Origin of the sequence: Cryobacterium sp. Hh38 (genome assembly GCF_004403235.1) — a bacterium.
GTDB classification, from domain to species: domain Bacteria; phylum Actinomycetota; class Actinomycetes; order Actinomycetales; family Microbacteriaceae; genus Cryobacterium; species Cryobacterium levicorallinum.
In genome coordinates, this window is record NZ_SOHD01000027.1 from 104,101 (window position 1) to 129,960 (window position 25,860).

At 67.3% G+C, this 25,860-nt stretch carries 30 protein-coding genes and 1 riboswitch; of the genes, 12 read left to right on the forward strand and 18 right to left on the reverse strand.

All coding sequences use genetic code 11. The features are described from left to right. Positions 1-101: 101 nt before the first annotated feature. The 7 genes from E3T41_RS08955 to E3T41_RS08980 form a co-directional block, all read right to left on the reverse strand. Entirely contained in the window at positions 102-1,592 is a 1,491-nt protein-coding gene (locus E3T41_RS08955; protein WP_241991096.1) for an ABC transporter permease, read from the reverse strand. Then, complete coding sequence (locus E3T41_RS08960) at positions 1,589-2,269, reverse strand: ABC transporter ATP-binding protein (protein ID WP_198415554.1); 681 nt, start codon at positions 2,267-2,269, stop codon at positions 1,589-1,591. The genes E3T41_RS08955 and E3T41_RS08960 overlap by 4 nt, the downstream gene beginning before the upstream one ends. Beyond that, complete coding sequence (locus E3T41_RS08965) at positions 2,266-3,846, reverse strand: hypothetical protein (RefSeq protein WP_241991097.1); 1,581 nt, start codon at positions 3,844-3,846, stop codon at positions 2,266-2,268. The genes E3T41_RS08960 and E3T41_RS08965 overlap by 4 nt, the downstream gene beginning before the upstream one ends. After that, the gene (locus E3T41_RS08970) at positions 3,847-4,647 is read right to left on the reverse strand and encodes a hypothetical protein (protein ID WP_134478187.1); all 801 of its coding nucleotides are present in this window, start codon (positions 4,645-4,647) and stop codon (positions 3,847-3,849) included. 6 nt (positions 4,648-4,653) lie between these two features. Next, positions 4,654-4,809, reverse strand: coding sequence for a hypothetical protein (locus E3T41_RS17905; RefSeq protein ID WP_166791527.1), 156 nt, complete (start codon positions 4,807-4,809; stop codon positions 4,654-4,656). Between the two features lie 277 nt (positions 4,810-5,086). Then, on the reverse strand, positions 5,087-5,368 hold the full coding sequence (locus tag E3T41_RS08975; RefSeq protein WP_134478189.1) for a hypothetical protein: 282 nt from the start codon (positions 5,366-5,368) through the stop codon (positions 5,087-5,089). A gap of 201 nt (positions 5,369-5,569) precedes the next feature. Further along, complete coding sequence (locus E3T41_RS08980) at positions 5,570-6,346, reverse strand: MBL fold metallo-hydrolase (protein ID WP_134478191.1); 777 nt, start codon at positions 6,344-6,346, stop codon at positions 5,570-5,572. An 89-nt stretch (positions 6,347-6,435) separates the two neighbouring features. On the opposite strand from E3T41_RS08980, the gene E3T41_RS17910 reads away from it, so the two are divergent. Next, a complete protein-coding gene (locus E3T41_RS17910; protein ID WP_166787500.1) occupies positions 6,436-7,293 on the forward strand; it encodes an NUDIX domain-containing protein in 858 nt (285 codons plus the stop codon). 78 nt (positions 7,294-7,371) lie between these two features. On the opposite strand, the gene E3T41_RS08990 is transcribed toward E3T41_RS17910, so the two are convergent. The 4 genes from E3T41_RS08990 to E3T41_RS09005 form a co-directional block, all read right to left on the reverse strand. Next, a complete protein-coding gene (locus E3T41_RS08990; RefSeq protein ID WP_092448325.1) occupies positions 7,372-8,286 on the reverse strand; it encodes a hypothetical protein in 915 nt (304 codons plus the stop codon). A gap of 114 nt (positions 8,287-8,400) precedes the next feature. Then, positions 8,401-9,279, reverse strand: a complete 879-nt coding sequence (locus tag E3T41_RS08995) for a universal stress protein (protein ID WP_134478193.1) — start codon at positions 9,277-9,279, stop codon at positions 8,401-8,403. Positions 9,280-9,389: 110 nt separating this feature from the next. Continuing rightward, a complete protein-coding gene (locus E3T41_RS09000) occupies positions 9,390-9,773 on the reverse strand; it encodes a flavodoxin family protein (protein ID WP_092448323.1) in 384 nt (127 codons plus the stop codon). A 22-nt stretch (positions 9,774-9,795) separates the two neighbouring features. Next, a complete protein-coding gene (locus tag E3T41_RS09005) occupies positions 9,796-10,851 on the reverse strand; it encodes a zinc-dependent alcohol dehydrogenase family protein (protein ID WP_092448322.1) in 1,056 nt (351 codons plus the stop codon). A gap of 213 nt (positions 10,852-11,064) precedes the next feature. On the opposite strand from E3T41_RS09005, the gene E3T41_RS09010 reads away from it, so the two are divergent. Both E3T41_RS09010 and E3T41_RS09015 read left to right on the forward strand, forming a co-directional pair. Further along, positions 11,065-11,919 carry a universal stress protein gene (locus E3T41_RS09010; protein ID WP_092448321.1) on the forward strand — a complete coding sequence of 285 codons (855 nt, stop codon included), beginning with the start codon at positions 11,065-11,067 and terminating at the stop codon, positions 11,917-11,919. Positions 11,920-11,985: 66 nt separating this feature from the next. Beyond that, on the forward strand, positions 11,986-13,752 hold the full coding sequence (locus E3T41_RS09015; RefSeq protein ID WP_241991098.1) for a GAF domain-containing sensor histidine kinase: 1,767 nt from the start codon (positions 11,986-11,988) through the stop codon (positions 13,750-13,752). Here E3T41_RS09015 and E3T41_RS09020 read toward each other — a convergent pair. After that, positions 13,652-14,311 (reverse strand): response regulator transcription factor, encoded by a 660-nt coding sequence (locus E3T41_RS09020; protein ID WP_092448320.1) that lies wholly within the window; start codon positions 14,309-14,311, stop codon positions 13,652-13,654. The genes E3T41_RS09015 and E3T41_RS09020 overlap by 101 nt on opposite strands. Before the next feature lie 119 nt (positions 14,312-14,430). Beyond that, the gene (locus E3T41_RS09025) at positions 14,431-14,742 is read right to left on the reverse strand and encodes a metal-sensitive transcriptional regulator (RefSeq protein WP_104131557.1); all 312 of its coding nucleotides are present in this window, start codon (positions 14,740-14,742) and stop codon (positions 14,431-14,433) included. A 126-nt stretch (positions 14,743-14,868) separates the two neighbouring features. Here E3T41_RS09025 and E3T41_RS09030 point away from each other — a divergent pair, with 126 nt between their 5' ends. The 5 genes from E3T41_RS09030 to E3T41_RS09050 all read left to right on the forward strand — a co-directional run bounded on the left by E3T41_RS09030 (position 14,869) and on the right by E3T41_RS09050 (position 19,743). Continuing rightward, the gene (locus E3T41_RS09030) at positions 14,869-15,096 is read left to right on the forward strand and encodes a heavy-metal-associated domain-containing protein (protein ID WP_092448318.1); all 228 of its coding nucleotides are present in this window, start codon (positions 14,869-14,871) and stop codon (positions 15,094-15,096) included. A 38-nt stretch (positions 15,097-15,134) separates the two neighbouring features. Continuing rightward, the gene (locus E3T41_RS09035; protein WP_233194890.1) at positions 15,135-17,324 is read left to right on the forward strand and encodes a cation-translocating P-type ATPase; all 2,190 of its coding nucleotides are present in this window, start codon (positions 15,135-15,137) and stop codon (positions 17,322-17,324) included. Between the two features lie 199 nt (positions 17,325-17,523). Next, positions 17,524-19,176 carry an FAD-dependent oxidoreductase gene (locus E3T41_RS09040; RefSeq protein WP_134478195.1) on the forward strand — a complete coding sequence of 551 codons (1,653 nt, stop codon included), beginning with the start codon at positions 17,524-17,526 and terminating at the stop codon, positions 19,174-19,176. Continuing rightward, positions 19,173-19,475: a rhodanese-like domain-containing protein gene (locus E3T41_RS09045; protein WP_104131559.1), complete on the forward strand. Its 303-nt coding sequence runs from the start codon at positions 19,173-19,175 to the stop codon at positions 19,473-19,475. The genes E3T41_RS09040 and E3T41_RS09045 overlap by 4 nt, the downstream gene beginning before the upstream one ends. 1 nt (position 19,476) lies before the next feature. Then, on the forward strand, positions 19,477-19,743 hold the full coding sequence (locus E3T41_RS09050) for a metal-sensitive transcriptional regulator (RefSeq protein WP_092448315.1): 267 nt from the start codon (positions 19,477-19,479) through the stop codon (positions 19,741-19,743). Positions 19,744-19,872: 129 nt separating this feature from the next. On the opposite strand, the gene E3T41_RS09055 is transcribed toward E3T41_RS09050, so the two are convergent. From E3T41_RS09055 to arsB, 3 genes are read right to left on the reverse strand one after another with little or no spacing between them, the layout of a single operon-like run. After that, entirely contained in the window at positions 19,873-20,511 is a 639-nt protein-coding gene (locus E3T41_RS09055) for an arsenate reductase ArsC (RefSeq protein ID WP_092448314.1), read from the reverse strand. A gap of 2 nt (positions 20,512-20,513) precedes the next feature. Further along, positions 20,514-20,918 carry an arsenate reductase ArsC gene (locus E3T41_RS09060; RefSeq protein ID WP_104131561.1) on the reverse strand — a complete coding sequence of 135 codons (405 nt, stop codon included), beginning with the start codon at positions 20,916-20,918 and terminating at the stop codon, positions 20,514-20,516. Between the two features lie 16 nt (positions 20,919-20,934). After that, positions 20,935-22,002, reverse strand: a complete 1,068-nt coding sequence (arsB, locus tag E3T41_RS09065; protein ID WP_198415561.1) for an ACR3 family arsenite efflux transporter — start codon at positions 22,000-22,002, stop codon at positions 20,935-20,937. A 146-nt stretch (positions 22,003-22,148) separates the two neighbouring features. On the opposite strand from arsB, the gene E3T41_RS09070 reads away from it, so the two are divergent. The 4 genes from E3T41_RS09070 to crcB all read left to right on the forward strand — a co-directional run bounded on the left by E3T41_RS09070 (position 22,149) and on the right by crcB (position 24,187). After that, complete coding sequence (locus E3T41_RS09070) at positions 22,149-22,508, forward strand: helix-turn-helix transcriptional regulator (RefSeq protein ID WP_092448311.1); 360 nt, start codon at positions 22,149-22,151, stop codon at positions 22,506-22,508. Positions 22,509-22,689: 181 nt separating this feature from the next. Further along, positions 22,690-23,190 carry a universal stress protein gene (locus E3T41_RS09075; RefSeq protein WP_134478197.1) on the forward strand — a complete coding sequence of 167 codons (501 nt, stop codon included), beginning with the start codon at positions 22,690-22,692 and terminating at the stop codon, positions 23,188-23,190. A gap of 88 nt (positions 23,191-23,278) precedes the next feature. Further along, positions 23,279-23,348: riboswitch (Fluoride riboswitch) on the forward strand. Beyond that, complete coding sequence (locus E3T41_RS09080) at positions 23,346-23,810, forward strand: CrcB family protein (RefSeq protein ID WP_241991099.1); 465 nt, start codon at positions 23,346-23,348, stop codon at positions 23,808-23,810. Its footprint overlaps the riboswitch before it by 3 nt. Further along, the gene (gene crcB, locus E3T41_RS09085) at positions 23,807-24,187 is read left to right on the forward strand and encodes a fluoride efflux transporter CrcB (RefSeq protein ID WP_134478199.1); all 381 of its coding nucleotides are present in this window, start codon (positions 23,807-23,809) and stop codon (positions 24,185-24,187) included. Before E3T41_RS09080 ends, crcB begins: the two co-directional genes overlap by 4 nt. Positions 24,188-24,444: 257 nt before the next feature. Here crcB and E3T41_RS09090 read toward each other — a convergent pair whose 3' ends face one another. Next, the gene (locus tag E3T41_RS09090) at positions 24,445-24,957 is read right to left on the reverse strand and encodes a CHY zinc finger protein (RefSeq protein WP_104131564.1); all 513 of its coding nucleotides are present in this window, start codon (positions 24,955-24,957) and stop codon (positions 24,445-24,447) included. 1 nt (position 24,958) lies between these two features. After that, a complete protein-coding gene (locus E3T41_RS09095) occupies positions 24,959-25,846 on the reverse strand; it encodes a thioredoxin domain-containing protein (protein ID WP_158251547.1) in 888 nt (295 codons plus the stop codon). Positions 25,847-25,860: the final 14 nt, after the last annotated feature.

Below are 25,860 nucleotides of genomic sequence, written 5' to 3' on the forward strand. Positions count from 1 at the left end.
TATGATACGACCGCACTAGGTATCTCGTGTCATACTCGAATCATTTGTGAGGTGCCGCCTATGGCCCTCAGCCTGCGCGGCGGGTGAGTCGTAGCCGCGGATCAGGTGCCACCGCGGAGGGCAGTAATCGGCTCGATGTTGGAGGCGCGCACGGCGGGATAGGCGCCCGCGGCGAGGCCGACGACCGTTCCGAGCAGGGCGGCCCCGATCGCGACGAACGGGTCGAGAATCGGGGTCCAGCCCTGCAGCAATGAGACGGCGACGACCGCGAAGACCCCGAGGGCCGAGCCGATCAACCCGCCGAGCAGGCCGATCACGGCCGACTCTACGATGAATTGCCGGGCAATGTCGCGCCCGGTCGCGCCGAGCGCCCGGCGCAGGCCGATCTCGCCGACCCGCTCCATTACCGAGAGCAGGGTGACGTTAGCGATGCCGAGGCCGCCGGCGAGCAGCGCAAGAATGCCGAGGGTGAGAAAGACGATGTTGATGTCGGCCTGAATGTTGTCCTGCAGCGATGACGCCGCGGCGGGCGCCTGCACCGTGAAATTCTCCGGAGCGCTCGGGTCCAGTGCGATCGGCGCCTGTCGCGATACCAGAGTGCCGGCACCGACCTGAATTTGCACGTGCAGTTCGGCCGGGGCGGTCAGGCCGAACTGCACGCGGGCAGTGTTCAGCGGCACGATGACGGCGTCGAGCAGGTTGGCACGACGTTCGACGCCGTCGATGATGCCGATGACGGTGTACGACACCTCGCCGATGAGGATCGACGGCTGGCTGTCGACCCGGTTGACGCCGAGCGTTTCGGCGGCCCGCTCCCCGAGCACGGCCACCCGGTCGCCGCGCTCGTCGTGGCCGGCGTCGAAGAAGCGTCCGGTGACGACCTGCCCGCGCACCGCGGCGAGCAGTCCAGATGAGGCGGCGATGACGGCGGGGCTCAGTGTTTGCGCGGCCGAAGGATCATTGACCGGAACGGATGTCACGGCCTGGCCGGCAACATCGACATCCGCCACGAGACCCGCGCGTTCTACCCCGGCCAGCCGATCGACCCGCTCCGGGGCATCCCAGGGGAGCCGGCCGGTCGCTTGTTCGGTGCCGCTCGAATTGCGGGTCGAGGCCGGCTCGATCATGATCTGGGTCGCCGAGACCGCGTCGAACTGGTTGGAGATCTGCCCGGCGGCGGTCTGCGCGAATCCGATGGTGACCACGAGGGAGGCGATGCCGAGCACGGTACCGAGGGTGGTCATGACGAGCCGGCTGGGCCGGGCGCCGACGCCGTAGCTTGCCTCGACCAGCAGGTCCTGCACCGAGAACCGGTCGGTCCGGTGAATAACCGGCACGATGTTGGGTGGGCCGGAGAGCGCGGCGACCTGTTTGTCGGTGGTGGCTGGGTGAGCGGATGCTGCGGCGGAGGATTCAGTGGCGGCCGATTCTGCACCGGCTGGCATTGCGACGGCTCTGGGCGCTGAGGCCGTCAGCTCAGCGGCATCGTCGTTCAGCGAGTCAGAGCCACCGCGGGGCGCAGGCACCGCCTCGTCGACCGCGGCGGTGCCTGCGGAACGGCGGCGCAGCATCCGCTTAAAGGAGAACGTCATGACAGCTCGCTCAAGCGACCGTCGGTGATGCGCACGCGGCGGCCGGCCCGATCGCTGACAGCTTGGTCGTGGGTGATGACGATGAGGGTGAGGCCGTCGGCGTGCAGCTCTTCGAACAGGTCCATCACCTCGCTGCCGGTGGTTTCGTCGAGGTTTCCGGTGGGTTCGTCGGCGAGCAGCAGCTCGGGCGACGCGACCACGGCGCGCGCGACGGCGACCCGCTGGCGCTCGCCGCCGGAGAGGGTGCCGGGCAGAAAGTTGAGGCGATGATTGAGGCCCACCCGGTCGAGGGCTGCTCGGGCCCGGTCTTCGCGCTCGCCGCGCGGAACTCCGCTGTACAGGGTGGCGAGCAGTACGTTGTCGAGCACGGTGCGGTGTGGCAGCAGGTGGAAGGCCTGAAAGACGAAGCCGATGGTGCCGCCGCGCACGATGGCGCGCTGCTTTTCGTCGAGCAGGCTGGTAGAGGTGCCGTCGAGGTGGTACTCGCCGACGCTCGGCCGGTCGAGCAGGCCGAGCAGGTTGAGCATGGTGGACTTGCCGGATCCGCTTGGTCCGACGATCGACAGGTAGTCGCCGCGTTCAACCCGCAGGTTGACCGATTTGAGCGCCTGCACCTCGGGCGGGCCGGGAAACGACCTCGTGACGTTGACCAGTTCGACGACCGGGGCCGCGATCACCGGCCCACCACGACGAGGTCCCCGACCGCCAGCGAGCCGTCGACGGCGGTGATCTCGACGAATCCTTCGGCGGCGAGCCCGGTGGTGACCTCGACCAGCACGGTTTCCGCGCCCTCGCCGGGGTCGAATTCGACCCGGGATTCGCCGCCGGGACCGGCGGTGAGCGCGGCGAGCGGAACGGCGAGCACCTCGCCCTCGGTCGAACTGACCGGGATGCGCACGCGCACGTTACTGCCCTGCACGGCCTGGATCTGCTCGTCGGTGAGCGCGTCGGGGGCGAACAATACGGTGAAGCGGCCGCTAGCTGGTGCACTACTTGTTGCTGCACCGCTGGCCGGTTCGGCTGGCAGGATCGAGGTGATCGTGGCGCCCTGGTCGCCGTCGGGCATGGCGAGAATGGCCGGGGCCCCGACTTCAAGCAGGGCGGCGTCGCTGGCGGTCGCCGATCCGGAGATGACCAGGGTCGCGCCCGAAACCCGCATGACCGGTCCGGTGATGCTCGATCCGCGTTTCACGCTGATCTCGTCGACCCGGCGGGGCAGTCCCGGCAGGTAGAGCACTTCGCCGGCGGGCAGGTAGGCCAGCGCACCGTCGCGCGCGTCGCTCAGGGTCTCCCCGGCGCGGGTCAGCTCGGCCTTGGCCGCGGTAACGGCGGCCGTCTCCGCGCTCGAGTCCCGCGGGGCTAGGGCCTGGACTCGGCGCGCGACGGCAAGGGTGACGGCCTCGGCGGCATCCGCTATCTCATTAGGGGTGCCGTCGGCCCGGGCAGAAGCGAGCGCCCGCTCGGCGCTGCGCACAAGGTTGCCCTGCTCGACCACGTCGACGTTGGACGCCGCGCCCTGAGCGGTGGCGAGTGCGTTATTGGCGCTGTCAACGGATGCCTGCGCGCTCGAGACGCCGGCTTCGGCGCCGCTCACCGCGCTGGCGACCTCGGAGCCGCCGGTGGGGGCCGGGTAGCCGACCTTGGCGTAGAGCGCGGTGACCGCGCTCGCGGTCTGGGCGTCGAACACGTCGGAGTCCAGCGCACCGGCATCGATTCCGGCCACGCTCAAACCCTGCTTGAGCTGCAGCACGTCGGGGCCGGACACTCCGACCCGCAGGGTGCGGTAGACCGGCAGGTCGCCCGGCAACACGATCACCGGGCGGCCGGTGACCTCGAGCGCGATCGACGCGGTGTCGAAGATTGCGGCGACCTCGGGCACCTGCCCGGTGACGATGGGCGGCCCGGCGAGTTCGCCGGTTTCGATGCTCACTTCGACTGAGTCGGCGTAGGTCGCGTCGCCGCGCATGGTGACGTCGTTGGCGAGCGTGCGGTTTTCTATGGGAACGGTGATGAGTCCGGCGGCGGGAGCATCGGCATCCGCTGCCGCCTGCCCGGGCGAGACGATCAGCTGGCCGAGTCCGAGGCCGGCCACGAGAGCGACGATGGCGACGGTGGCCATGACCCAGATCACCCGGTTGCCGACGAACAGGCGGCGCCAGCCCTGGCTGCGCGAGTGGGGTTTCGGCGCGACCGATTCGGCGGCGGGCGCCAACTCGTCGGGCGCACTCGTTCGTCGACCGAACCGGCGCGACACCTACTTGCCTTGCTCGGTGTCTGCGATGAGCGCGTCCAGCTCGGACTTGTGATCAATGATGAACTGCTCTTCGAGGTCATACTGCACACTCATCGAGGCGTCGGTGTAGTCAATCTTTTCGGCGCAGGTGAAGTCGGCCATGGCGACGGCGCGTTCCTTGTCCCGCATCTCGGCGAGCACCGTCTCATCGGGGCCCGCGCCGGTTTGGTTTTCGTAGAGCTCACTCTGCGCGGTCGAAATCGACTCCTGCGCGTCCGCCTTCTTGGTGAAGGTTGCATAGCCGGCGTCGGCCATGCACGCTGCCCACTCGGAATCGAGCTTCACGAGCGTGGGGGAGGACTGGGCTGCTTCGTACATGGCGCTCATCGCTTCATAGAGGGCTGCATGTTCGTCCTGTGAGGGCTGGTCGCCGTTGATCTCGTGACTGGCGAAACCTTGGCAGCCCGACGTCTCCCAGTTGTACTCGTAAGAACCGTCCTCGCCCATCTCTTCCTCGGTGGGCGGCGCGCCATAGAGCACCTCGTAGTACGCGGCTTGCTCGCCCTCGGAGAGGCTCGTGACGTAGTCCTGGTTCGGGTCGACGAACTCTTGGCTCTGCTCCTGCTGCTCGGCGATCTGCTCTGGCGATTGACTCATGCCGTAACCGTTTTCGGCGACCCACTTCTCGGTGCCATATTCTTCGCCGTCGTCGGCGCTCATCATGCCGCTGTACTGCGAGTTGTCGACCGGAACGTAGTCGAAGCCCTCGTCAGCCATGCAGGTCGCAGTCAGTTCTTCCTGCTCGTTCTGCTGCGCCAACATGGAGTCTTAGTCGTAGCCCTCGTTCATCACCGACATGTACTTGGTCAGCGGGCTCTCGGCCGGGTCGAGCTTGGCTCCCGCCTGGTCAGAGCTGCACCCAGCGAGCGTCAATGAGAGCAGTGTAGTAGCGGCGATGGCCGTGAGCAGCGAGCGTTGGCGCATGAATTTCCCCTTTTAATACGATGGCGACGATGCCCGTTTCCCCATAAGGTACCGCATTGCTGTGGCCGATTGGGGGTGAACGCCGCTTTGCAGCAGTACAAGAACCATACCGCTCGGTCTGTTTTGTACGCAAAGTCAGGGAAGGGATGGCGAGCGGCGTACGGAGTGCAGGCTGGGCCAGCTGCGGGCGAACGGATGCTGCGGTGCGGGCGGGTGCGGCGGCATCCGTTTGCGCAACGTGGGTTTTCGGGCGCAGCCGACCTCGAGCGTTTGGGAGCTACCCCGCGGGGGCCGCCGGGTCATCGCCGCGGGTCCACGCGATGGCAATGAGCCGGCGCAGCACGTCGAGGGTCTTGCCGTCGTCGTGGCGGCGGGCGGGCGTTACCGCGTCGAGGAAATCCTCGACGGAGGATACGGTCGATTGCGTCTTGTTTGCGGCCATGGCCTCAGTTTTGCGCGTGCGGGCCTCTTCTGCTGCCGGGCCGAAACTCGACTCGTCGATCCCGGCGCGTGCGCCACACAGCCGCGGCATGCTTCGGGCGGATATGGTGGGCAGCAAGGAGTCGCCTCCCGGTTACACGTGATTGGAAACAGCACCATGGCCCAAAATCCCAAACAGAGCAACAAGGTTGCCCGAGCGGCAAGCTCAGGCATGCGGAACGCACGGTTCAGCGCTGAAGCGGATACCGCCGCGGCAAGAGCCCGCGCCCTGAGGGCCAGCCACCTGGAGAAAAAGAAGCCCGGCAAGTAGCTTTGCGGGTCAGCTGCTGCCGCGCAGGTAGGCCAGCTGCGCGCGAACGGATGCCTCGGCGGCGAACCGCACCGCGGCATCCGTTTGGGCGTAGACCACGTCGGTGACCTGAGCCGTGCTCGCATCGTCGCCAAGCTCTCGCAGGGCGGCACGCACCTGGTCGAGACGGTCGCGCCGGTGGGCGAGGTAGGTGTCGCAGCTGGCGGCGAGGTTGGGCAGCACCGGGCCGTGGGCCGGCAGCACAATGGCCGGGCCGAGCGCGCGCAGACGTTCGAGTGAGGCGAGGTAGTCGGCGAGGGTGCCGTCGATGATGGAGGTTCCGCGGCCGAGAATGGTGTCGCCGGTGAGCACCGAGCCGGTCGGGCCGTCGTCCGGCAGGTGCAGGCAGACGGAATCGTCGGTGTGCCCGGGGGTGTGCACGATGTGGATGCTGGTGCCGCCAGCGTCGATCAGTTCACCGTCGGCGAGGGGGTCGCCGCCCAGGCAATACGCCGGATCGAACGCCCGCACCGGGACTCCGGTCAGTTCGGCGAACCGTGCGCTCGCGGCTGTGTGGTCGGCGTGCCGATGGGTCACGAGCACTAGTGTGACCCGCCCAGTCGCGGCGAGGGCAGCGAGGTGGCCATCGTCGAGGGGACCGGGGTCAACCACGACGATGTCGGTCGTGCCGGGCGCGGCAATGATGTACGAATTGGTGCCGTCGAGGGTCATCGGCCCCGCGTTCGGAGCGAGCAGGCTGCGGGTGAATGGGCTCGTGCGCTGCGGTTGTGCGTCGTGGTCGGGCATAGCTCGCAGCTTAGTGTCGGTGTCGGTGTCGGTGCCGATGTCGGGGGTCGGCGTTAGGGTGGGGGAACCCGATCGATGAGGACGACGCGATGACGCGAGATGCACAGACCGGCCCGGTTCCGATCGGGGATGGTGCGAGCCCAGCTGCGCCTCTCGGGGTGGCCGCGACGGTGGTGTTGCTGCGTGACGGTGCCGAGGGGCCCGAGGTGTTGCTGCTCGAACGTCCGCGCCATCGCGGGTCGTTTGCCGGTGCCTGGGTGTTTCCCGGTGGTGGCGTTGATCCGGAGGACCGATTACTAACGGATGCCGCGGATGTCGCGGCGTCGGGTGGCAGCGGAGCGACCGCCGCCGAGGGTACCGAGGCTATGATCGTCGGCGCGGATGCTGGTGATTCTGCTGACTCGGACGACCCTATCGCCCCGGCGGCAGCCGAGGCCGTCGAACAGCTCGCCGCCCGCCGGGCCGCCGTGCGCGAGGTGCGGGAGGAGACCGGGCTCGAGGTGTCGCCGGATGCGCTCGTCTCGACCGCGCTGTGGATTCCGCCCCCGATCGCGCCGAAGCGCATGCGCACCTGGTTTTACCTCACGGCGGCACCGGCCGGCATCATTGTGCTCGCCGAAGATGAGGTCATCGACTACGCCTGGCTTCGACCCGCGATCGCGCTGGAGCGGCACGCATCCGCTGTGATGACGCTCGTGGCACCGACCTGGGTGACGCTGCACGGGCTGCAGGGGTTCGAGTCGGTGGCCGCGATCGTGGCGCATTTCACCGGGCGTGGGTTGGCGCACTACGAGACCCGACTCGGAGCGAGCGAGCGTGGGCAAGTGCTGTTCTGGGCGGGCGATGTGGCCTACGACGACCAGGCCCACATCGAGCAGGAAGGGGGCCGGCATCGGCTGGAGATCGGCCAGGTCCCGTGGGTGTACACGGCGAGCGATCGGGCGTAACGCCTCAGCCGCTCGTCTGGCTGCTCGATTTAGCGCTTGCTGAACGGAACGCTCGGACGCCCGGGTAAGGCGCCCGGGTCAGGCGGCCGGGCCGACGGGGATCAGCGACGGCACGCGGCAGTTCTGGCCGCCGACGAAGTTCAAGCACTCGTCGAACATGAGTGAGAACGGTTCGAACGTGGATTCACCAAACCAGTCACTGAAGAACAGCCAGAAATTGAGGTTGCCGTAGGTCGAGCAGGCATCGCCCTCGTCACCAGCGTTTTGCACGGCCACCGGGTTGGGCTGGTAAGGCGTGTAGTTGTACAGGTTAGCCGTGGCCTGGTTTTCGATGGCGACTGGGGTTGAACCGCACTCGGCGTTGGGGTTGAAACCCACGTCGACCGTGCCGATCTTGAAGGCCCGGTCGGGTTCCTGGGTGTACTGCCGAAACTGCCAGGCCGCGTTGTAGACCTGGTTGAAGAATCCGAAGTACTGGGCGTCGCAGTCGGCGGTGTCCGGGCAGCCGTAGCCGGTGGCGCGCAGGTAGCCCGATTCGCTCGGCCGGGTCAGCAGGGACTGCTCTTTTTGCAGCAGCACCAGCAGCACCTCGGGGCTGATCGTGCAGGCCGCCGCGATCTTCGCGATAATGCGGGCGGCGGTCTCGTTCGCGCCGCCGGTATAGGGCAGGCAGTGCCCGGCGCCCTTGGCCGGTTGGCTGGTCGTCGTCTCGCGGTACTCCCAGAGGCACGGCACGCCGTCACTCGGGGCGCAGGAGCGGTCTTCGAGAAAATCCTGGATCTCGCTCTCGGTGAGGGCATCCGGGTTGAAGAAGTTGTAGTCGCTGATGATGAGGCCGGGGTCGAACGGAGCGGGTTCCGTCACCGCGGTCGACAGCGGGGCTGCGGTAACCGGTGGCGTCGGAGAGGTGACCAGGGTCACCAGCAGCCCCAGCAGAGTTACGCCGGTCGCCAAAATGCGCAGTCGGCGAGGGGGCAGCGCAAATGTGCTCATACCAAAACCCTAACCGCGGGCGGCCAGCTCGAGGCACTCATGACGGAAGCGGGCACTCGTTCCCAGGGGTGCCAGCGTCTCGAACGAGTGCCGCGAGGCGCTGCCCAGTGCGGGTCAGGCCGTCGGGGCCGGGATGACCACCATGGGCGACTGGATGTTCAGCACGATCGAGTGACTCACGGAGCCGAGCAGCAATTTCGACAGGCCTGTGAAGCCGTGGTCGCCGACGACCAGCAGAGCAGCCCCGCGGGCTGCGTCGAGCAGCACCGACTGGGCCGGGCCGCGCACCAGCGACGGACGGATGCGCACCATCGGGTAGCGGGCGGCGACGATACGCAGCGACTCGTCCAGGATGCGCCGGTGCGAGGTCTCCAGGGTCTCCAGAAACCGGGCGTCAGGTTCGGTCGTGTCGCGCCAGACCAGCGGTTCCTGCCAGGCATGGATCGCGATGAGGTCTTCGCCGGAACGCTCGGCTTCGGCCGCCGCGAATTCGATGGCGGCGTTGGAAGCAGCCGAACCGTCGACGCCGACCACAATGCCGGTGTGCCCGGTGTTGAACGGCACAGCGCTGTCGCCCTCCGGAATGATCGCGACGGGGCCGTTGGCCGAACCGGCCAGGCGTGCCCCCATCGACCATTCGTAGCGCAGGGTCGACCCGCGGCGACGGTGGGTTCCGACGACGACGAGGGTGTCCGTTCCGCTCAGCGCGCGCAGTTCGGAGATCGGGTCTCCGGAGAGCAATTCGGAGTGCACCGTCAGCGCCGGATACTTCGCGCTGACCCGCTCCGCATCATCGCAGAGTACCTCGTGGGCGCGTGCTGTCGTGGACTCCAACGCGAAATAGTCCGCCGACGACACCGTGCGATCGAGCACCTGCACCAGCGTGAGGTCCCCGCCGGTTGCACGGGCCAGCGACCAGTTCAGGGCCGCTCGGGCCGGCTCCGTTCCGTCCCAGGCAACCACCATCTTGGCGGTAGTGAGCGTGTCAGTCATGAGCCCAACCCTTTCTGCGGTGCTGGGCCGCGAGTGAATGCTCGGGTGACCGTCGCCGACTTCTACTTTTCAGGTTAGCCACGGCGATCATCCCCAAGTAGGGCCGAAAGTCACGAGATTAGCGACGACATCCGCTCAGCACGGTACGCAACGCCGGTAGATTTCGGGACACACCGCGATTGGGGCGCAGCCAGATCGGGCAGGGAGTCGAACCATTCCTGCACGCCTCTGCCGGCGGCATCCGCTTCAAGATGGAGGGTGCGCTGGGGCGTGACGGCGGCATCGATCGCGCCCTGTCGGGTGCTTGGCCGGCTCAGGCCGTGTAGGTGGGTCGGGCCGCCGACCGGGAGCAGGTCGACCTGGCTGAGGTCCACCACGGTGTTCCGGACGGCCGGAACGAGAATGACCTCGGCCGGGGCCAGGCCACGCCCGATCGCCTCCGCGACGAGACGGGTGTTGCCGTACATCGATTCGTAGACGATCAGGGCGCGCATGAAACCTCCCGGGGAAACGTTGTTAGCGGGTGATTACGACCTTGAGGGCCTTGGTTTCGGCGGCGCGAGCAAAGGTGTCGTAGGCCTCGAGGAACTGGTCGAAGTTGAAGTGGTGCGTGGCCAGTTTCTCCGCCGGCAGCTTTTTGCTCGCGACGAGCTTGAGCAGCATCTTCGTGGTGTTGGCGTTGACCAGCCCCATGCTGATGTTGATGTTCTGAATCCAGAGGTTCTCCAGGTGCAGGTCGACCGGCTTTCCGTGCACGCCGACGTTGGCGACGTTGCCGCCCGGGCGCACGATTTCGGTGGCCATGGTGAAGGTCTGCGGAATGCCGACGGCCTCGATGGCCACGTCGACGCCGGCGCCGTCGGTGAGAGCCAGAACCTGCTCCTTCCAGTCGGCGGCACCGGAAACGACCGTGTCCGTCGCGCCGAAGTTGCGGGCCCGCTCGAGGCGGTTCTCGTCGAGGTCGATCGCGATGATGGTCGCGGCGCCGTACAGGCCCGCGGTCGCGATGGCGGCGAGGCCGACCGGGCCGGCACCGATCACGGCGACGACATCGCCGGGCTTGACCCGGCCGTACTGCACGCCGATCTCGAAACCGGTCGGCAGGATGTCGCTGAGCATAACGCCCTGGTCGTCGCTGACGCCTTCCGGCAGCTTGTGCAGGGAATTGTCGGCGTAGGGAACGCGCACGAACTCGGCCTGGGTGCCGTCGATGAGGTGGCCGAAGACCCAGCCGATACCGGAGGCACCCTCATCGCCGAGGCAGTGCGAGTAGAGCCCGTTGCTGCAGTTGCTGCAGTGGCCGCAGCTCTTGATGCAGGAGATAATGACCCGGTCGCCGACCTTCAGGTTGCTGACGGCTGAACCGACCTCGGTGATTGTGCCGACGCCCTCATGGCCGAGGATGCGGCCGACCGTGACGGCGGGAACGTCTCCCTTGAGAATGTGCAGGTCGGTGCCGCAGATGGTGGTGGTGTCCACGCGCACGATCGCATCGGTCGGGCTGTGCAGCGTCGGATCCGGAACGTCGGTCCAGCTCTTCAGGCCGGGGCCGCCATAGACGAGTGCCTTCACGGGGTATCTCCTTTGGTTCGTGGGCGGGCAAACGACCCGTCAGAGCCACGGTACTTCTGGAGCTCCTGCGCCCAACAGGGCCGAAAGTCCCCTTGGGAAAAACCCACCTAATCGGGACTTCCGGCCCTTCTATTATTCTGCGCGCACTGGGAGGATGAGGCGTAGGTGGTGCACTGCATCGCTGTGACCTGAGCTATCAGAAGAGGTAGAGCAATGAACCGGATGATTGTGGTTGGCATTGATGATTCTGCCGCCGGCGAGACCGCCCTCGCGTGGGCCATGCAGCGAGCCGAGAACGTGAAGAGCCCGGTGACCCTCATGCACACCGTGTACGAAACCTGGCTGGCCGATGGCTACGGCTACTACGATTCCATTCTCGACGCCGAGAAGAAGCTGCTCACCGACGCCGGCGCTCGCGCCGCGGCCCTGGCCCCCACCGTCACCACCCACACCGAGTTGCGAACCGGCAGCGCGCCGCGCGTACTCAGCGAGTTGTCCAAGGAAGCCGAGCTCATCGTGGTCGGCACTGATCGAAAGGGCCGGGTCCAGGGCGAACTGTTCGGCAGCGTGAGCCTGCAGATTGCCGCGCTCTCCACCTGCCCCGTCGCCGTCATCCCCTCGCTGCCCGAAATTGAGCGCTCGGGCGTGTACGTCGGCGTGGATGGCTCAGCCGATTCCGTGGCGGCCGTCGCGTTCGCCGCCGCCGAGGCCGACCGCACTGGCCAAGAGCTCTACGCCCTGTACGCGGTGCACCTGCCGAACCGTCGCGTGTTGCGCAGCATCCCGGCAGACGCCGTGACCGAGCGCATGGAAGAGGAACGCATTGTGCTTGCCGAGGCCGTCGCCGGCCTCAGCGCTCGATACCCCGACCTCGTGGTTCACCAGGTTCTCGAGACCGACGAATCGCCCGCCCGGGCGTTGGTGTCCGCCGCCGTGCGCGCCCAATTACTCGTCGTAGGTAGCCGCGGCCGCGGGTCGCTGACCCGTCTGCTGATGGGATCGGTCAGCCACGAGGTGCTACTGCACATCAGCTGCCCGACGATTGTGACGAGAACAACCCACAAGTAAGGTCACCTCCCACCAAACCGTGCCAAGGTGAGAGCACAGATCGCTGACTGGGTGGGGGGGAACACGGTGTCGGATCAGAGTATCGCCGAATTGGCGCTCACCCAGGACCGCATGCGTGGCCTGCTCGACGCCGTCGTGTCGGTTGCTGAGGACCTCAGCCTCGAAGCGGTGCTCGAGCGTGTGGTGACCGCGGCCTGCCAGCTCGTGCAGGCCCGGTACGGTGCCCTCGGAGTGATCGGCAGCGGTCCCGTCCTGAGCCACTTCGTCACCGTCGGTTTCGATGAGGAAACCGTTCACCGGATCGGGGCGCTGCCGACCGGCCACGGCGTCCTCGGTCTGCTCATTCGCGAACCGCGCCCGATCCGGCTGCACGATCTGCACGAGCACGCCGACTCCTTCGGGTTTCCGGCCCATCACCCGCCGATGAAGTCGTTCCTCGGCGTTCCGGTTCGGGTGCGCGACACGGTGTTCGGCAATCTCTACCTCACCGAAAAAGAAGGCGGCGGCGACTTCACCGACGAAGATCAGGAACTGGCCGTCGCGCTCGCCGCGGCCGCCGGCGTGACGATCGAGAACGCCCGTCTCTACGACGAGGCCCGCCGCCGCAGCCGCTGGTTGGAGGCGGTCGCGGCGATGGGCCGCGACCTGCTGCGCCCGGACGACGGTGACGAGAACAACGGCCTCGATCTGGTGGCGCAGCGCGTCCTCGTCGCTTCCGGTGCCGAGCTGGCCGTGATCGGGTTTCCCACCGACGACAGCCTGTACTGTGCGGCCGCTGCCGGCGTGGACGCCTCGGCCGAAGTCGCCGCCCGCCTGGTCGGCGGCACGGTACTGCTGCGCCCCGGCACGCTCGACGAACTGCACGGCACCGGTGCGTCCTCAGCCCTCGGCAATCCGCCTATTCTGAGACAGGATGTAGCGTGCCCGGCCTCCGCGGCGCAGTGGTCGCTCCTGGGTCCCACACTGGTGGCCGCACTGGGGCCGGCCGGCGACGGGCAGGGCGTGATTCTGCTGTCGCGAGCACCGGCATCCGCTGCCTATAGCCTCACCGATGTGGAGATGAGCGCGGTGTTCGGCACCCAGGTATCGCTCGCGCTCGAGCTGGCCACGGTGCACCGGATGCGCGAGGAGCAGGCGGTGCTCGGCGACCGCGACCGGATCGCGCGCGACCTGCACGACCTCGTCATTCAGCGGCTGTTCGCCGCCGGGCTGAGCATGCAGAGCCTGCGCCGGTTCACGAACGATCCGGTTGCGCTGGACCGCATCAACGCGGTGACGACCGAACTCGATGAGACCATTCGTGAACTGCGTGACACGATCTATTCCCTGCGCGGAATGGCTCAGGACACCGGCACGCTGAGCAGTCGCATTCTCGCCGTGATCAAGGAGGGCGCGCAGGGTCTGCCGTTCGCACCGCGCATCCGCCTATCCGGGCCGATTGACGGACCGCTCGCCGATGACCTCAGCGGCAGCCTGCTCGCTGTGATCTCGGAGGGGCTGAGCAATGCTGCTCGCCACGCGCAGGCGACCAGCATTGACATTTCGGTGGACGCCCAGGACGAGCGGATCAAGCTCGTCATCGCCGACAACGGCATCGGTTTCAGTAAGCCGGCGCGGCGCAGCGGCCTGGACAACCTCAAGGAACGCGCGGCGCTGCTCGACGGTAAATTCTCGGTGCGCAGCACCCTCGGCGAGGGAACCCGGCTGCGCTGGTCTGTGCCGGTGCCGGAAATTACAGTCGGTGTTCGTCTCCACGTTTCGCAACGAACACGGCAGCCTGGGTTCGGCGCTGAAAGTCCAGCTTCGCGAGCATCGACGACACGTAGTTCTTGACGGTCTTCTCCGCCAAAAACATGGTCTGGCCGATTTCGCGATTGGTCAGCCCCGCGCCGATGAGGTCGAGCACCTTGCGCTCCTGCGCGGTGAGCGTGGCGAGCCGGGCATCCTGGGGGTCGGCCAGGCCGGCGATGATGCCCGCCTTGATCGCCGGGTCGAAGAGGGATTCGCCCGCCGCCGCGCGCCGAATCTTGCCGAGCAGGTCGGTGCTGCGAATCTCCTTGAGCAGATAGCCGGCCGCGCCAGCCAGAACCGCACCGCGCAGCGCCTGCTCGTCGTCGTAACTGGTGAGAATGAGGCACTGCTGGGCTTCGTCGACCGAACGCACGTCCCGGCAGACCTCGATGCCGGTGCCGTCGGGCAGGCGGGCATCGAGAATGGCCACGTCGGGACGCAGCTCGAGAATGAGCGGGGTTGCCTCGGCGGCCAGGCCGCAGTCGGCCACGACCTCGAATCCTTCGCCCTCGAGCAGCTCGCGCAGTCCGCGCCGAACCAGCTCGTGATCGTCGAGAATGAAGACCCGTACGGGAGCGGCCGTGGCGGCATTGCTGTTCATGGGGGTCCCTCTTCAATCGGCACGGATGCTGTCGGCACGGATGCTGGCCGGTGCGTATTGCTGACTGTTAAGTGTCGCGCCGGGCTGCACCCGGGGACTAGGGCCAAAGGTCCGGTCCTTTAGGAACGGACCAGACGTGCGATGGCGGCGGAAGCCTCGCGGAGCTTGGCCTCGGCTTCGGCGCCGCCAGCGACAGCGGCGTGCAGCACGCAGTGATTCAGGTGATCGTCGAGCAAGCCGAGTGCGACCGATTCGAGGGCGCTCGTCATGGCGGAGATCTGGGTGAGGATATCGATGCAGTACTTGTCGTCGGTGACCATTCCCTGCAGCCCGCGGGCCTGACCTTCGATGCGGCGCAGACGCTTGAGGTAGGCATCCTTGTTGGAGATGTAGCCGTGCGGCCCGTCGTGGGTCGACTCTGACTCGTTCATACGGATATCCTCTGCGTCGTCGTTAGTGTCCCAGTGTACCCCCTCGGGGTATAGTAGTGCTCTGAGTACCCCCAAGGGGTATGCTCGAATGAGACCTCTTCGCGGGGAAACAGAAAGGTTCTGACCATGAACAGCACGACCACCGCCTACGGCGTTGACGGAATGACCTGCGGTCACTGCGTCGCGAGCGTGACCGAAGAGATTGCAGCTCTCGAAGGGGCTGAGAACGTCACCGTGGAACTGGTTAAGGGTGGCACCTCGCAGGTGACCGTCACGAGCGCCGCCCCGCTCGACCGTGCTCTGGTTGCCGCAGCCGTTGAGGAGGCGGGCTACCAGCTGGTGTCCGCGGCCTGATGTTGGATGGTCAACAGGTAGACCTCCTCGTCGGTGGGATGACCTGCACCTCGTGCGCTGCCCGCATCGAGAAGAAGCTCAACCGGATGCCCGGGGTCGCCGCCACGGTCAATTACGCCACCGAAAAGGCTAGCGTTTTCGTGCCGGCCGGCACGAGCGTCGACGACGCCATCAAGACGATTGAAGCCACCGGCTACACGGCCGTGCGGCCCGCAGCCGCCCCCGTGGCGGACACCGGCGACCCCGAGCTGGCCACCCTGCGCCAGCGCCTGCTCGTCTCGGCCGCGCTGACCGTGCCGGTTGCCGCCCTGTCGATGATTCCGGTGTTGCAGTTCACGAACTGGCAATGGCTGGCCCTGACCCTCGCCGCGCCGGTCGCCATCTGGGGAGCCTGGCCGTTCCACCGCGCCGCCTGGGTGAACGCCCGCCATGGCGCCGCGACCATGGACACCCTGGTCAGCGTCGGCGTGCTCGCTGCCCTCGGCTGGTCGCTCTATGCCCTGTTCTTCGGCATGGCCGGGATGGCCGGCATGACCATGAGCTTCACCTTCTCGGCCACCCCGGGAGGTGGTGCCGATGAGATCTATCTCGAGGTGGCATCCGCTGTCACGGTGTTCATTCTGGCCGGGCGCTACGCGGAGGCGCGGGCCAAACGCAACTCCGGGGCGGCGCTGCAGGCGCTGCTCGAACTCGGCGCGAAGGAAACCACGCTGCTGAAGGATGGCGTCGAGAGCCGGATCAGCACCGCGCTGCTCGTGGTCGGCGACGAGTTTGTGGTGCGGCCGGGGGAGAAGATCGCGACCGACGGCCTGATCGTGGACGGTTCGAGTGCGATTGACGCGAGCCTGCTCACCGGCGAATCGGTGCCGATCGAAGTCGGACCGGGCGACAACGTTGTGGGGGCAACCCTGAATTCCGGCGGGCGCCTCGTGGTACGGGCCGTCCGGGTCGGCGCTGACACCGAGCTGGCCCATATCGGCCGACTGGTGGAGCAGGCGCAGACCGGCAAGGCCGAGGTGCAGCGTCTGGCGGACCGGGTCTCCGCCGTGTTCGTGCCGATCGTGATCGGGCTCGCCCTGGCGACCCTGGCCGGCTGGCTGCTGGTCGGCGCCGGCGCGACGATGGCGTTCACCGCGGCCGTCGCGACGCTCATCATCGCCTGCCCGTGTGCCCTCGGGCTCGCCACACCGACCGCGCTGCTCGTGGGAACCGGACGCGGCGCGCAACTGGGCATTCTGATCAAGGGGCCGCAGGTTCTGGAATCCACCCGCCGGGTCGACACCATTGTTCTCGATAAGACCGGCACGATCACGACCGGGCGTATGACGCTGTCGAGCGTTGTGCCACACGAGTGCGGCTCTGTCGATGAGTTGCTGGCTCTGGCGGGGGCGGCGGAAAGCGGGTCGGAGCATCCGATCGCCCGCGCCATCACGGCGGGCGCGGTGTCGAAGCTCGGCCCTTTGTTGCCGTCGTCGGCGTTTCTGTCGGAGCAGGGGCTCGGGGTGCAGGCCGAGGTAGACGGCCGCCTGGTGCTGGTCGGCCGGCCCGCGTGGCTGGTTGAGCGGTGGGGGCTTAGGGTGCCGATTGAGCTGCAGGCCGTGCTGGGCACCGCCGAGGGGCTCGGCAAGACCGCCGTCATGGTGGCCTGGGAGGGCCAGGTGCGCGGCGTGCTGACCGTCGCCGACACAGTGAAGCCGACGAGCGCTGGGGCGGTCGAGCGCTTTCGGGCGCTCGGGCTGACGCCGATGCTGGTCACCGGCGACAATCTCGCGGCGGCGCAGAATGTCGCCGCCTCGGTCGGCATTACCGACGTGACCGCCGGCGTGCTGCCCGCCGACAAGGCCCGGGTGATTGCGCGGTTGCAGGCGGAGGGGCACGTGGTGGCGATGGTCGGTGACGGCGTGAATGACGCCGTCGCCCTGGCGACCGCTGACCTCGGCATTGCGATGGGCTCGGGCACCGATGTCGCGATCGAGGCGAGTGACCTCACGCTCATGCGCAGTGATCTGCTCGCCGCAGCGGACGCCATCCGCTTGTCTCGGCGCACCCTCACGACGATCAAGGCGAACCTGTTCTGGGCCTTTGCCTACAACGTCGCTGCGATTCCGCTCGCGATGGCCGGGCTGCTGAATCCGCTGATCGCCGGCGCTGCGATGGCCCTGTCCTCGGTGTTCGTGGTGACCAACAGTCTGCGGTTGCGCGGCTTCCGCGCGTTGCCGGTCGCCTGAGTATTTCCTTCCGGACCTCCTGTGTTTCCGGGTTCGGGCTTTCGGGTTTCTTGTTTCCGGGCCCGGGTCCGGTCGCTGGGCCCATGATGGATCATGGGCCCGCTTCCGCAAGGTGGGCCCGGGCGAGCGGATGCCGCCGCCGCGCCCGCGGGCTTGTGCCCTCGATACCCTCTAGGGTTTAATTTGAATGGAGGCAAACGTGAAAATCATCATTGTGGGCGGCGTCGCCGGCGGAATGTCGGCGGCTACCAGATTGCGCAGGCTCGACGAGAGCGCCGAGATCATCGTGTTCGAGCGCGGACACTACGTCTCGTTCGCGAACTGCGGCCTGCCGTATTTCGTCGGGGGAATCATCCGTAAGCGCAGTGACCTGCTGCTGCAGACCCCCGAATCTCTCGGAAGTCGTTTCGCGCTCGACGTGCGCATCGACACCGAGGTCGTGCAGATCGACCGCGTCGAACAGACCGTTTCGGTGCGCAATCTGCTCACCGGCGAAGAAAGCCTCGAGAGCTACGACCGCCTCGTGCTCGCCGCCGGCGCCTCGGCGCGTTCCGGCGCGACCGACAGCACCATTCCCACCCATACGCTGCGCACGGTCGATGACGTCGACCACATTACCGCGGTGCTCGCGGGCGTCGAAACGGCATCCGCTGTGGTCATCGGCGGCGGATTCATCGGCCTCGAAGCCATCGAAAACCTCGTGCACCGCGGGGTGCAGGTGACCCTCGTACAGCGCGGCAGCCAGATCTTCACCCCCCTCGACCCCGAAATGGCAGCGCCCGTGCTCGACCGGCTGCGCGAACGCGGCGTCGACGTGCGCCTGGGCACCGTCGTCGCTGGAGCGTCGGGGCAGAGCGTCGCTCTCAGCGACGGAACGACCGTACCCGCCGACCTCGTGATCGACGCGAGCGGCGTGCGCCCCGACGTGACCCTCGCCGAGCAGGCGGGCCTGCGGATCGGCGAGAGCGGCGGCGTCTGGGTCGACGGCACCCAGGCCACCAACGATCCACTCATCTTCGCGGTCGGCGACGGCGTCGAGAAAACGGATGCCGTCGACGGCGCAGGCACGCTCGTCACCATGGCCGGCCTCGCGAACCGCCACGGCCGCTCCGTCGCCGACAGCATCGCCGGCACGCCCGAGCAGGCTGAGCCGGCCGTCGGCGCCGGAATCGTCGCCATCTTCGGCCTCACCGTGGCCACCGTCGGCTGGAACGAGAAGCGCTTGATCGCCGCTGGGCGCGCCCACCGCATCGCACACACGCACCCCGCCAACCACGCCGGCTACTTTCCGGGCGCGGAAGGGATGTCGATCAAGCTGCTCATCGATGCCGCGACCGATGCAATTCTCGGCGCGCAGATCGTGGGCGGTGCGGGGGTGGACAAGCGCATCGACGTGCTCGCGGTCGCGATGGCGGCCGGGCTGACGGCATCCGCTTTGACGCGTCTGGAACTCGCCTACGCGCCGCAGTATGCCTCGGCAAAAGACCCGATCAACCAGCTTGGGTATGTCGCCGACAACCTCGCGCAGGGAACGAGCGTGAACCTGCAGTGGCACGAGCTGGAAGCGGCGCGCGCGGCCGGCGCTGTGCTCGTGGACGTGCGGTCGGCGGGCGAATTTGCCGCCGGAAGCATTCCGGGCGCGCTCAACGTGTCACTCGACGAGTTGCGAGCCCGACTCGCTGACCTTCCGCCGGTGCCGCTGATCGTGCACTGCCAGGTCGGTCAGCGCGGCCACACCGCCGCGCGCATTCTCACCCAGCACGGATTCGACGTGCGCAACCTCGACGGCGGCTACCGCACCTGGCTGGCCGGAACCGTCACTTCACCCATTTTGGAAAGAGCCCTCGCATGAAAGAAATCACCGTCACCGAGCTGTCCGCGCTCACCGAACCCGTTGTCATCGACGTGCGCGAACCGTGGGAGTACGAAGCCGCCCACGTTCCTGGCGTGATCCACATTCCGATGGGCGAGGTCGTCGGGCGAATCGGCGAGATTCCAGCGGATGTTCCGGTGCACGTCATCTGCGCCCTCGGCGGACGCAGCGCGCAGGTGGCGGAGTATCTGGCCGCGCACGGCCACGACGCCGTGAACATTGCCGGCGGCACCACCGCCTGGCAGCAGGCCGGTCTGGCGACCGAGCAGGGGGCCTGAGATGGACGACGTGCGCGCCGCCGAGCAGAAGAAGATCCTGAACCGGTTGCGCCGGGCGCAGGGGCAGCTGACCGCGGTCATCGCCGCGGTCGAGGGCGGCGGCAATTGCCGCGACGTCGTGACCCAACTGGCTGCCGTGTCGAGTGCCCTCGACAAGGCCGGCTTCGTCATCGTGTCGACCGCGATGCGCGACTGCATCGCGAACCCCGACAGCGAGAACTCGCTGACGGTCCCCGAGCTTGAGAAGTTGTTCCTGACGCTCGCGTAGGGCGTGCGGGCGGGGCACGGGCGGCGGGGCGCGGCATCCGCTCGCCGGGCCCACCCTCTGACTCCGGGCCCAGTCTATAAACTTGGCCCGGGGACAGGGCCCGGGCCAAGTCCGCAAAGAGCGCGGCACTCAGATGGCGGGGGTCACTCCGAGACCGGCCAGCATCTCCGTGACGTTCGCCCGGATCTGGTCGCGGATGCGCCGCACCTCCTCGATCGGCTGGCCGGCCGGATCGACGAGCTCCCAATCGACGTAGCGTTTGCCAGGGTAGATCGGGCAGGCATCGCCGCAGCCCATGGTGATCACGACGTCCGCCGCCTGCACCACGTCGTCGGTGAGCGGCTTCGGAAATGACTCGTCGAGCGACAGGCCGAGTTCGGCCATGACCGCGACCATGGTCGGGTTCAGCTCGGGCAGGGGCATCGATCCGGCCGAACGCACGTGCACGGCACCGCCCGACAGGGAATTGGTGAACACAGCGGCCATCTGCGAGCGGCCGGCATTCTGCTCGCAGACGAACAAAACTTCGGGCACCGGGCGCTCGATCGCACCCTTGGCCTGGCCCAGTGCATTCAGGCGTTCGCGAGCAAAGCGTGCCGTGCGGGTCGTCAAATGAGCCTTCACGCTCGACGTGCGCAGCAGCCCGGTATAGGACTCGAGCACGTAACGTTCGACGGTCTCGGCGGCGAAGATGCCGTGAAACTGCTCGGCGAGCTCACCGGCGAGACGCTTGAGCGACTCTTCCGGGTAGGTCAGGCCGGGAAGCATGCCTAAGCCTCGACCGGCAGAATCTCGGCGAGCAGCGCCTCGATGCGCGCCTTGATCTCATCGCGAATGGGGCGCACGCTTTCGATGCCCTGGCCGGCCGGATCGTCCAGCTTCCAGTCCTCGTAACGCTTGCCTGGAAAGATCGGGCAGGCGTCGCCGCAGCCCATTGTGATGACGACGTCGGACTGCTTGACGGCCTCGGTCGTGAGGATCTTCGGCACGTTGCCGGCGATGTCGATGCCCTCTTCGGCCATCGCGGCGATCGCGACCGGGTTGATCTGATCCTTCGGCTCCGAGCCGGCCGAGAGTACCTCGACGCGGCCCTGCGACAGTGCGGTCAGAAAGCCAGCGGCCATCTGCGAGCGTCCGGCGTTGTGTACGCAGACAAACAGTACGGAGGGTTTCATTTCTAAGTTCCTTCAGTTAGACGAGGGTACGAGTGGATGCTGCGACCGGCGCAGAGTCGGCCGCCGGCATCCGTTCGGGAAAGAGTCGCGGTTTCAGCCAGAGCGCGACGTAAACGAGCGCGACGAGCGCCGGCACTTCGATCAGCGGGCCGACGATGCCGGCGAGGGCCTGGCCGCTGAGGGCGCCGAAGGTTCCGATCGCGACGGCGATCGCAAGCTCGAAGTTGTTGCCGGCGGCGGTGAAAGCCAGCGTCGTGGTGCGTTCGTAGCTCAGGCGCAGCAGGCGCCCGGTGAGGAAACCGGCGAGGAACATCATCGCGAAGTAGACCAGCATCGGCAGTGCGATGCGGGCCACGTCGCCGGGGTGGTCGATGACCTGCTGGCCCTGCAGGGCGAACAGCATGACGATCGTGAACAGCAGTCCCCAGAGCGCGAACGGGCCGACCCGGGGTAGAAAGCGAGCCTCGTACCAGTCGCGGCCGCGGCGGGCCTCGCCGATGCGGCGAGACAAATACCCGGCCAGCAGTGGAATTCCGAGGAACACCAGCACGCTCGCGGTGATCGCCCAGATCGAGAACTCGGCGCTCGTGGTGGGCAGGCCGAGCCAGGCCGGCAGGACCTGCAGGTAAAACCAGCCGAGGGCACCGAACGCGACGACCTGGAATACCGAGTTCACGGCCACGAGAAATGCCGCGGCTTCGCGGTCGCCGCAGGCGAGGTCGTTCCAGATCAGCACCATGGCGATGCAGCGGGCGAGGCCGACGATGATCAGTCCGGTGCGATATTCGGGCAGGTCGGGCAGAAAGATCCAGGCCAGGGCGAACATGAGCGCTGGACCGACCAGCCAGTTCAGCAGCAGAGAAGAGATCAGCAGGCGCTTGTCGGAGGCAACGGAACGGGCATCCGTGTAACGCACCTTGGCGAGCACCGGGTACATCATGATCAGTAACCCGATGGCGATCGGCACGCTGATCGAGCCGATCGTGAACGCGTGCAGCAGATCGCCGACGGCCGGAACGAACACGGCGAGCAGCAGGCCGAGGCCCATGGCGGCGAGGATCCAGACCGGCAACAGCCGGTCCATCGCGCCGAGTCGGGTGGGGGCAGGTGCCGTAATACTCACGAATCTCCAAGTCTTGACGACAGCGATTCGCGGTAACATTGATCGTTGTCGATGTCCACGCTAGATCAATACATTGACCAATGTCAATCTAAGGAGGATCTGTTCAGATGACGTTTACCCGGACCCTGCCCCTGACCGACATTTCTCAAGCGGATGCCTGCTCCTCCCCGCTGGCGCGCGCAGCCATCGCCCCGGACCACGCAGACTCCCTGGCCCGCTCGCTCAAGGCCCTCGCCGACCCCGCCCGACTGCGCATCATCTCGATCGTGGCTGCCCACGCCGACGCCGAGGCCTGCGTCTGCGACCTCACCGACCAGCTCACGCTGAGCCAGCCAACCATCTCGCACCACCTGAAGGTGCTCGTCGACGCAGGTTTTCTCAGTCGGGCCAAGCGGGGAACCTGGTCGTATTACAGCCTGGTACCCGGCTCGCTCGACTCCGTCGCGGGCGTGCTGGCCGCCGTCTGAGGTCGGCCGCCTGATCGCGTCCGGGACCTGAGCCGTCCTGTCAGGCCGCCGTTCGTGCTGATGGCCGGCGCCGGGGCATCCGTTTGTGTCGCGTGTCGTTTTTCGAATTGTTCGGTCTGTTCTGGCCCTATGCGCTCGGCGCAATTGCTGGCAAGCTGGCGCGAGGGGAGAGGAGCCATCCGTGAGCACCTATGTGATCGTCGGCGTGATTCCGGGCCAGCCCGACGCCGTTGTGCTGGAGGCCGCTGCCTTTGCTGCCCGGTTTCAGGCCGAGCTGGTCTGCGCCACGGTCGATGCCGGCCGATATTTCGTGGATGAGTTCGCCGATGGAGGCGTTATCTCCCTGCCGATCGACCCCGACCTTGACGACACCGATGACGACGGATTCAGCGTGGCCTTCCGCGCTCACCTGACGACTCTGCTCGATGGCAGCAACCTGGTCTGGTCTACCCGGGCGGTGGCGGGCGATCCGGCCCGTGCCCTCGCCCACCTCGCCGACGCGCTCGACGCCGCGATGATCGTGGTCGGTACCCGCGAATCCGGCGTGCGGGCCAGCGTGCAGGAATTCTTCGGCGGCTCCGTGGCCGTACACCTCGCCCACCGGCAGCACCGGCCGGTCGTCGTAGTTCCGCTCGCCCCGGTAGCCTTCCGCGACGAGCTGCCGTGGGAGTCGGAGCGGTAGCCGTCCAGCCGCGCGGGTATTTCGCGCCGCAGCGATTACGTGCCGCAGTCGCCACGTGCCGGAGGCCTACCCGGGCGCAGACGTGTATTCTGGCCTCGGCGATGGATCCCGCCGGAGCATCCGCTCAAACTGCCCGCGCTGATGGTTCCTACTCATTGCGACGGAATCACACCGGGCAGGACACCATCGACGAAATCACGCCGCGCGCCGCGCATCTGCGCTGGCGCTACCTCGGCCTGGTGTTTCTCGGCGGAACGGCGGGCACCGCCCTGCGCGAAGCGCTCTCGCTCGTGCTTCCTGACGGTCGCCTGCCGCTGACCACGCTCGGAATTAACCTACTCGGTGCCCTGTTGCTTGGCCTCCTGCTCGAGGCCCTCGTGCGCAGCGGACACGATGCCGGTGGCCGCCGCAGCCTGCGACTCCTGCTCGGCACCGGTCTGCTCGGCGGTTTCACGACCTACAGCGCGCTCGCGACCGACAGTGCACTGCTCCTGCACGGCGGCGAGGTCGGCCTCGCGCTCACCTATGCTCTCGGCACCGTGCTGCTTGGCGGCGTGGCCACCGGGCTCGGCATCGTGCTCGGCGCCGCTCTGCACCGGCATCCGGGGGCGAACGGATGACCCCGCTCCTGTTCCTGGGGATCGCCTGCGCCGGCGGCGTGGGCGCGGCCGCCCGGTTCTACCTCGACGGCCTCTTGCGCTCCCGCCTCGGCGGGGCGTTTCCGTTCGGCACGACCATTATCAACGTGAGCGGCTCGCTGCTGCTCGGCCTCGCCACCGGCCTCGCCCTGAACCACCTGCTCGCGCCAGAGTGGAGCCTCGTGATCGGCGTCGGTCTGCTCGGAGGCTACACGACGTTCAGCACGGCGAGTTTCGAGACCGTGCGACTGGCCCAGCAACGGCGGTATCTGGCCGCGCTGGCCAACGGGATCGGCATGCTCGTCGCATCCGTTGGCGGCGCAGCACTCGGTCTCTGGGCGGGGCTGGCGCTCGGCTGACTCTGACTCTGCCTCTGCCTCTGACTCTGACTCTGACTCTGCCTCGGGCGCCCGCGAGGCCGGGCCCATGTTGCGAACGGGGGCCCACGATCGATCATGGTCCCGCTTTCCGGGCCCGGGCCCGGGCCCGGAAAAGATGGGGCCTGAAATGGGAGCCCGCGGAATGGGGTGCGTGCGCCGCCGCGAGGTGCTAACTTTGGCACCTCACCAGAGATGACCAGCGTTCAGGGGGCTGAAGGTATCGGCCCGCGGCCGGGTCACCCGTCGGACTCCTCGAAGTAGAGGTGGGCGTGCAGGCGGCAGCCGGGGTTGAATTCGGCCGCGCAGTGCGGGCAGCGCTCGACCTGGCGATACTCGGTGATGCTGAGCTCGCGGTGGCAGGCCCCGCACAGAATCGCGAGCTCCGACCACTCGGACTGTGGCCACCGCCGGGCCGCATGCGGAACGGGTTCGCCCCGTACAGCCTCGTCGTGGCACTGGTAGCAAGGGTAGTAGCGCCGGCAGCAGGCGAACCTGATCGCCACGATGTCCAGTTCAGAGTGAAAGTGGATGCAGCGGGTCGCCGAATCGAGAACCGCCCCGAACACGGGCGGCGCGGCATCCGTTTTCGCGGATGCTACGCCGGCATCCGGCGGTGGAGCTGCGCTCGCCCTGTTGGCGGGGTTGGCGCTGGGCTGAGAACGTCGGGCCCAGGTTGCGGAGCCGGGCCCATGATCGATCGTGGGCCCGCTTTCCGGGCCCGGGCCCGGTCGATGAATCGGGCCGAACATGCTATTCGCCCGACTCGGCATCAGCGGACGCCTGCTCAGTGACGAAGGCTTCGAAAGTGGCGGCATCGCTGTTGGAGCCCGAGTACTTCACGCCATTCACCAGCACCGTCGGGGTTCCCTCGATTGCATCAATGTCGGAGTTGGGAATCGGTCCCTCGAGCGCACGTTGCGTCGAGGCGTCGACCCAGTCGGAGTAGGTCTGATCGGCGATGCAGCTGGCGACCTCGCTGGAGGTCACCCCGGACCCCTCAACCAGGCTGGTCAGCTCGGCATTGGTCAAGCCGGTCGTGTCCTCGGCGGGCTGATCGGCGAACATGGCCGCGTTGAAATCGAGAAAGTTGTCGGGAGCATAGTTGGCCACGCAGGCAGCCGCGTTTGCGGCGCGGGTGGCGTACTCGGTGCCCGACGACAACCGATCGAGAATTGAGATCGGGTGAACCTCGACCGTGGCATTTCCGGCGGTGACCCACTCGGTAATCTGCTCGCCATTGGTGGCCTCGAAATCGCCGCAGATCGGGCACAGGTAGTCGATGTACATCACGATGTTGGCCGTCTCGACAAGCGCGCTCTGGTCGGTGGCGATCGGGTCGGCATCCGCTTCTAGAGCTGCTGTCGCGGCGGCGGAAACCGTCGTTCCGTCGCTACCGAGCAGGATGCCGTCGCTGGCCATGTTGGCCGGGCTCGCCGCTGCCGGGGCGGTGACGTTGTTCACGATGACCACGGCGACGATGGCGACCACGGCGAGCAGGCCGATACCGATGCCTCCGCGCAGAAAGAGTCGACGGCGTTGGTCCCGCTTGACCTGCTCGGCGCGCATGAGGCGGGCGGTTTCGCGGGCGTCTTCGCGGCGGTCTTTCTTGGGCGGGCGGGCCTGGCCGGAAGTGCTCATGCGGAAGTTCACCA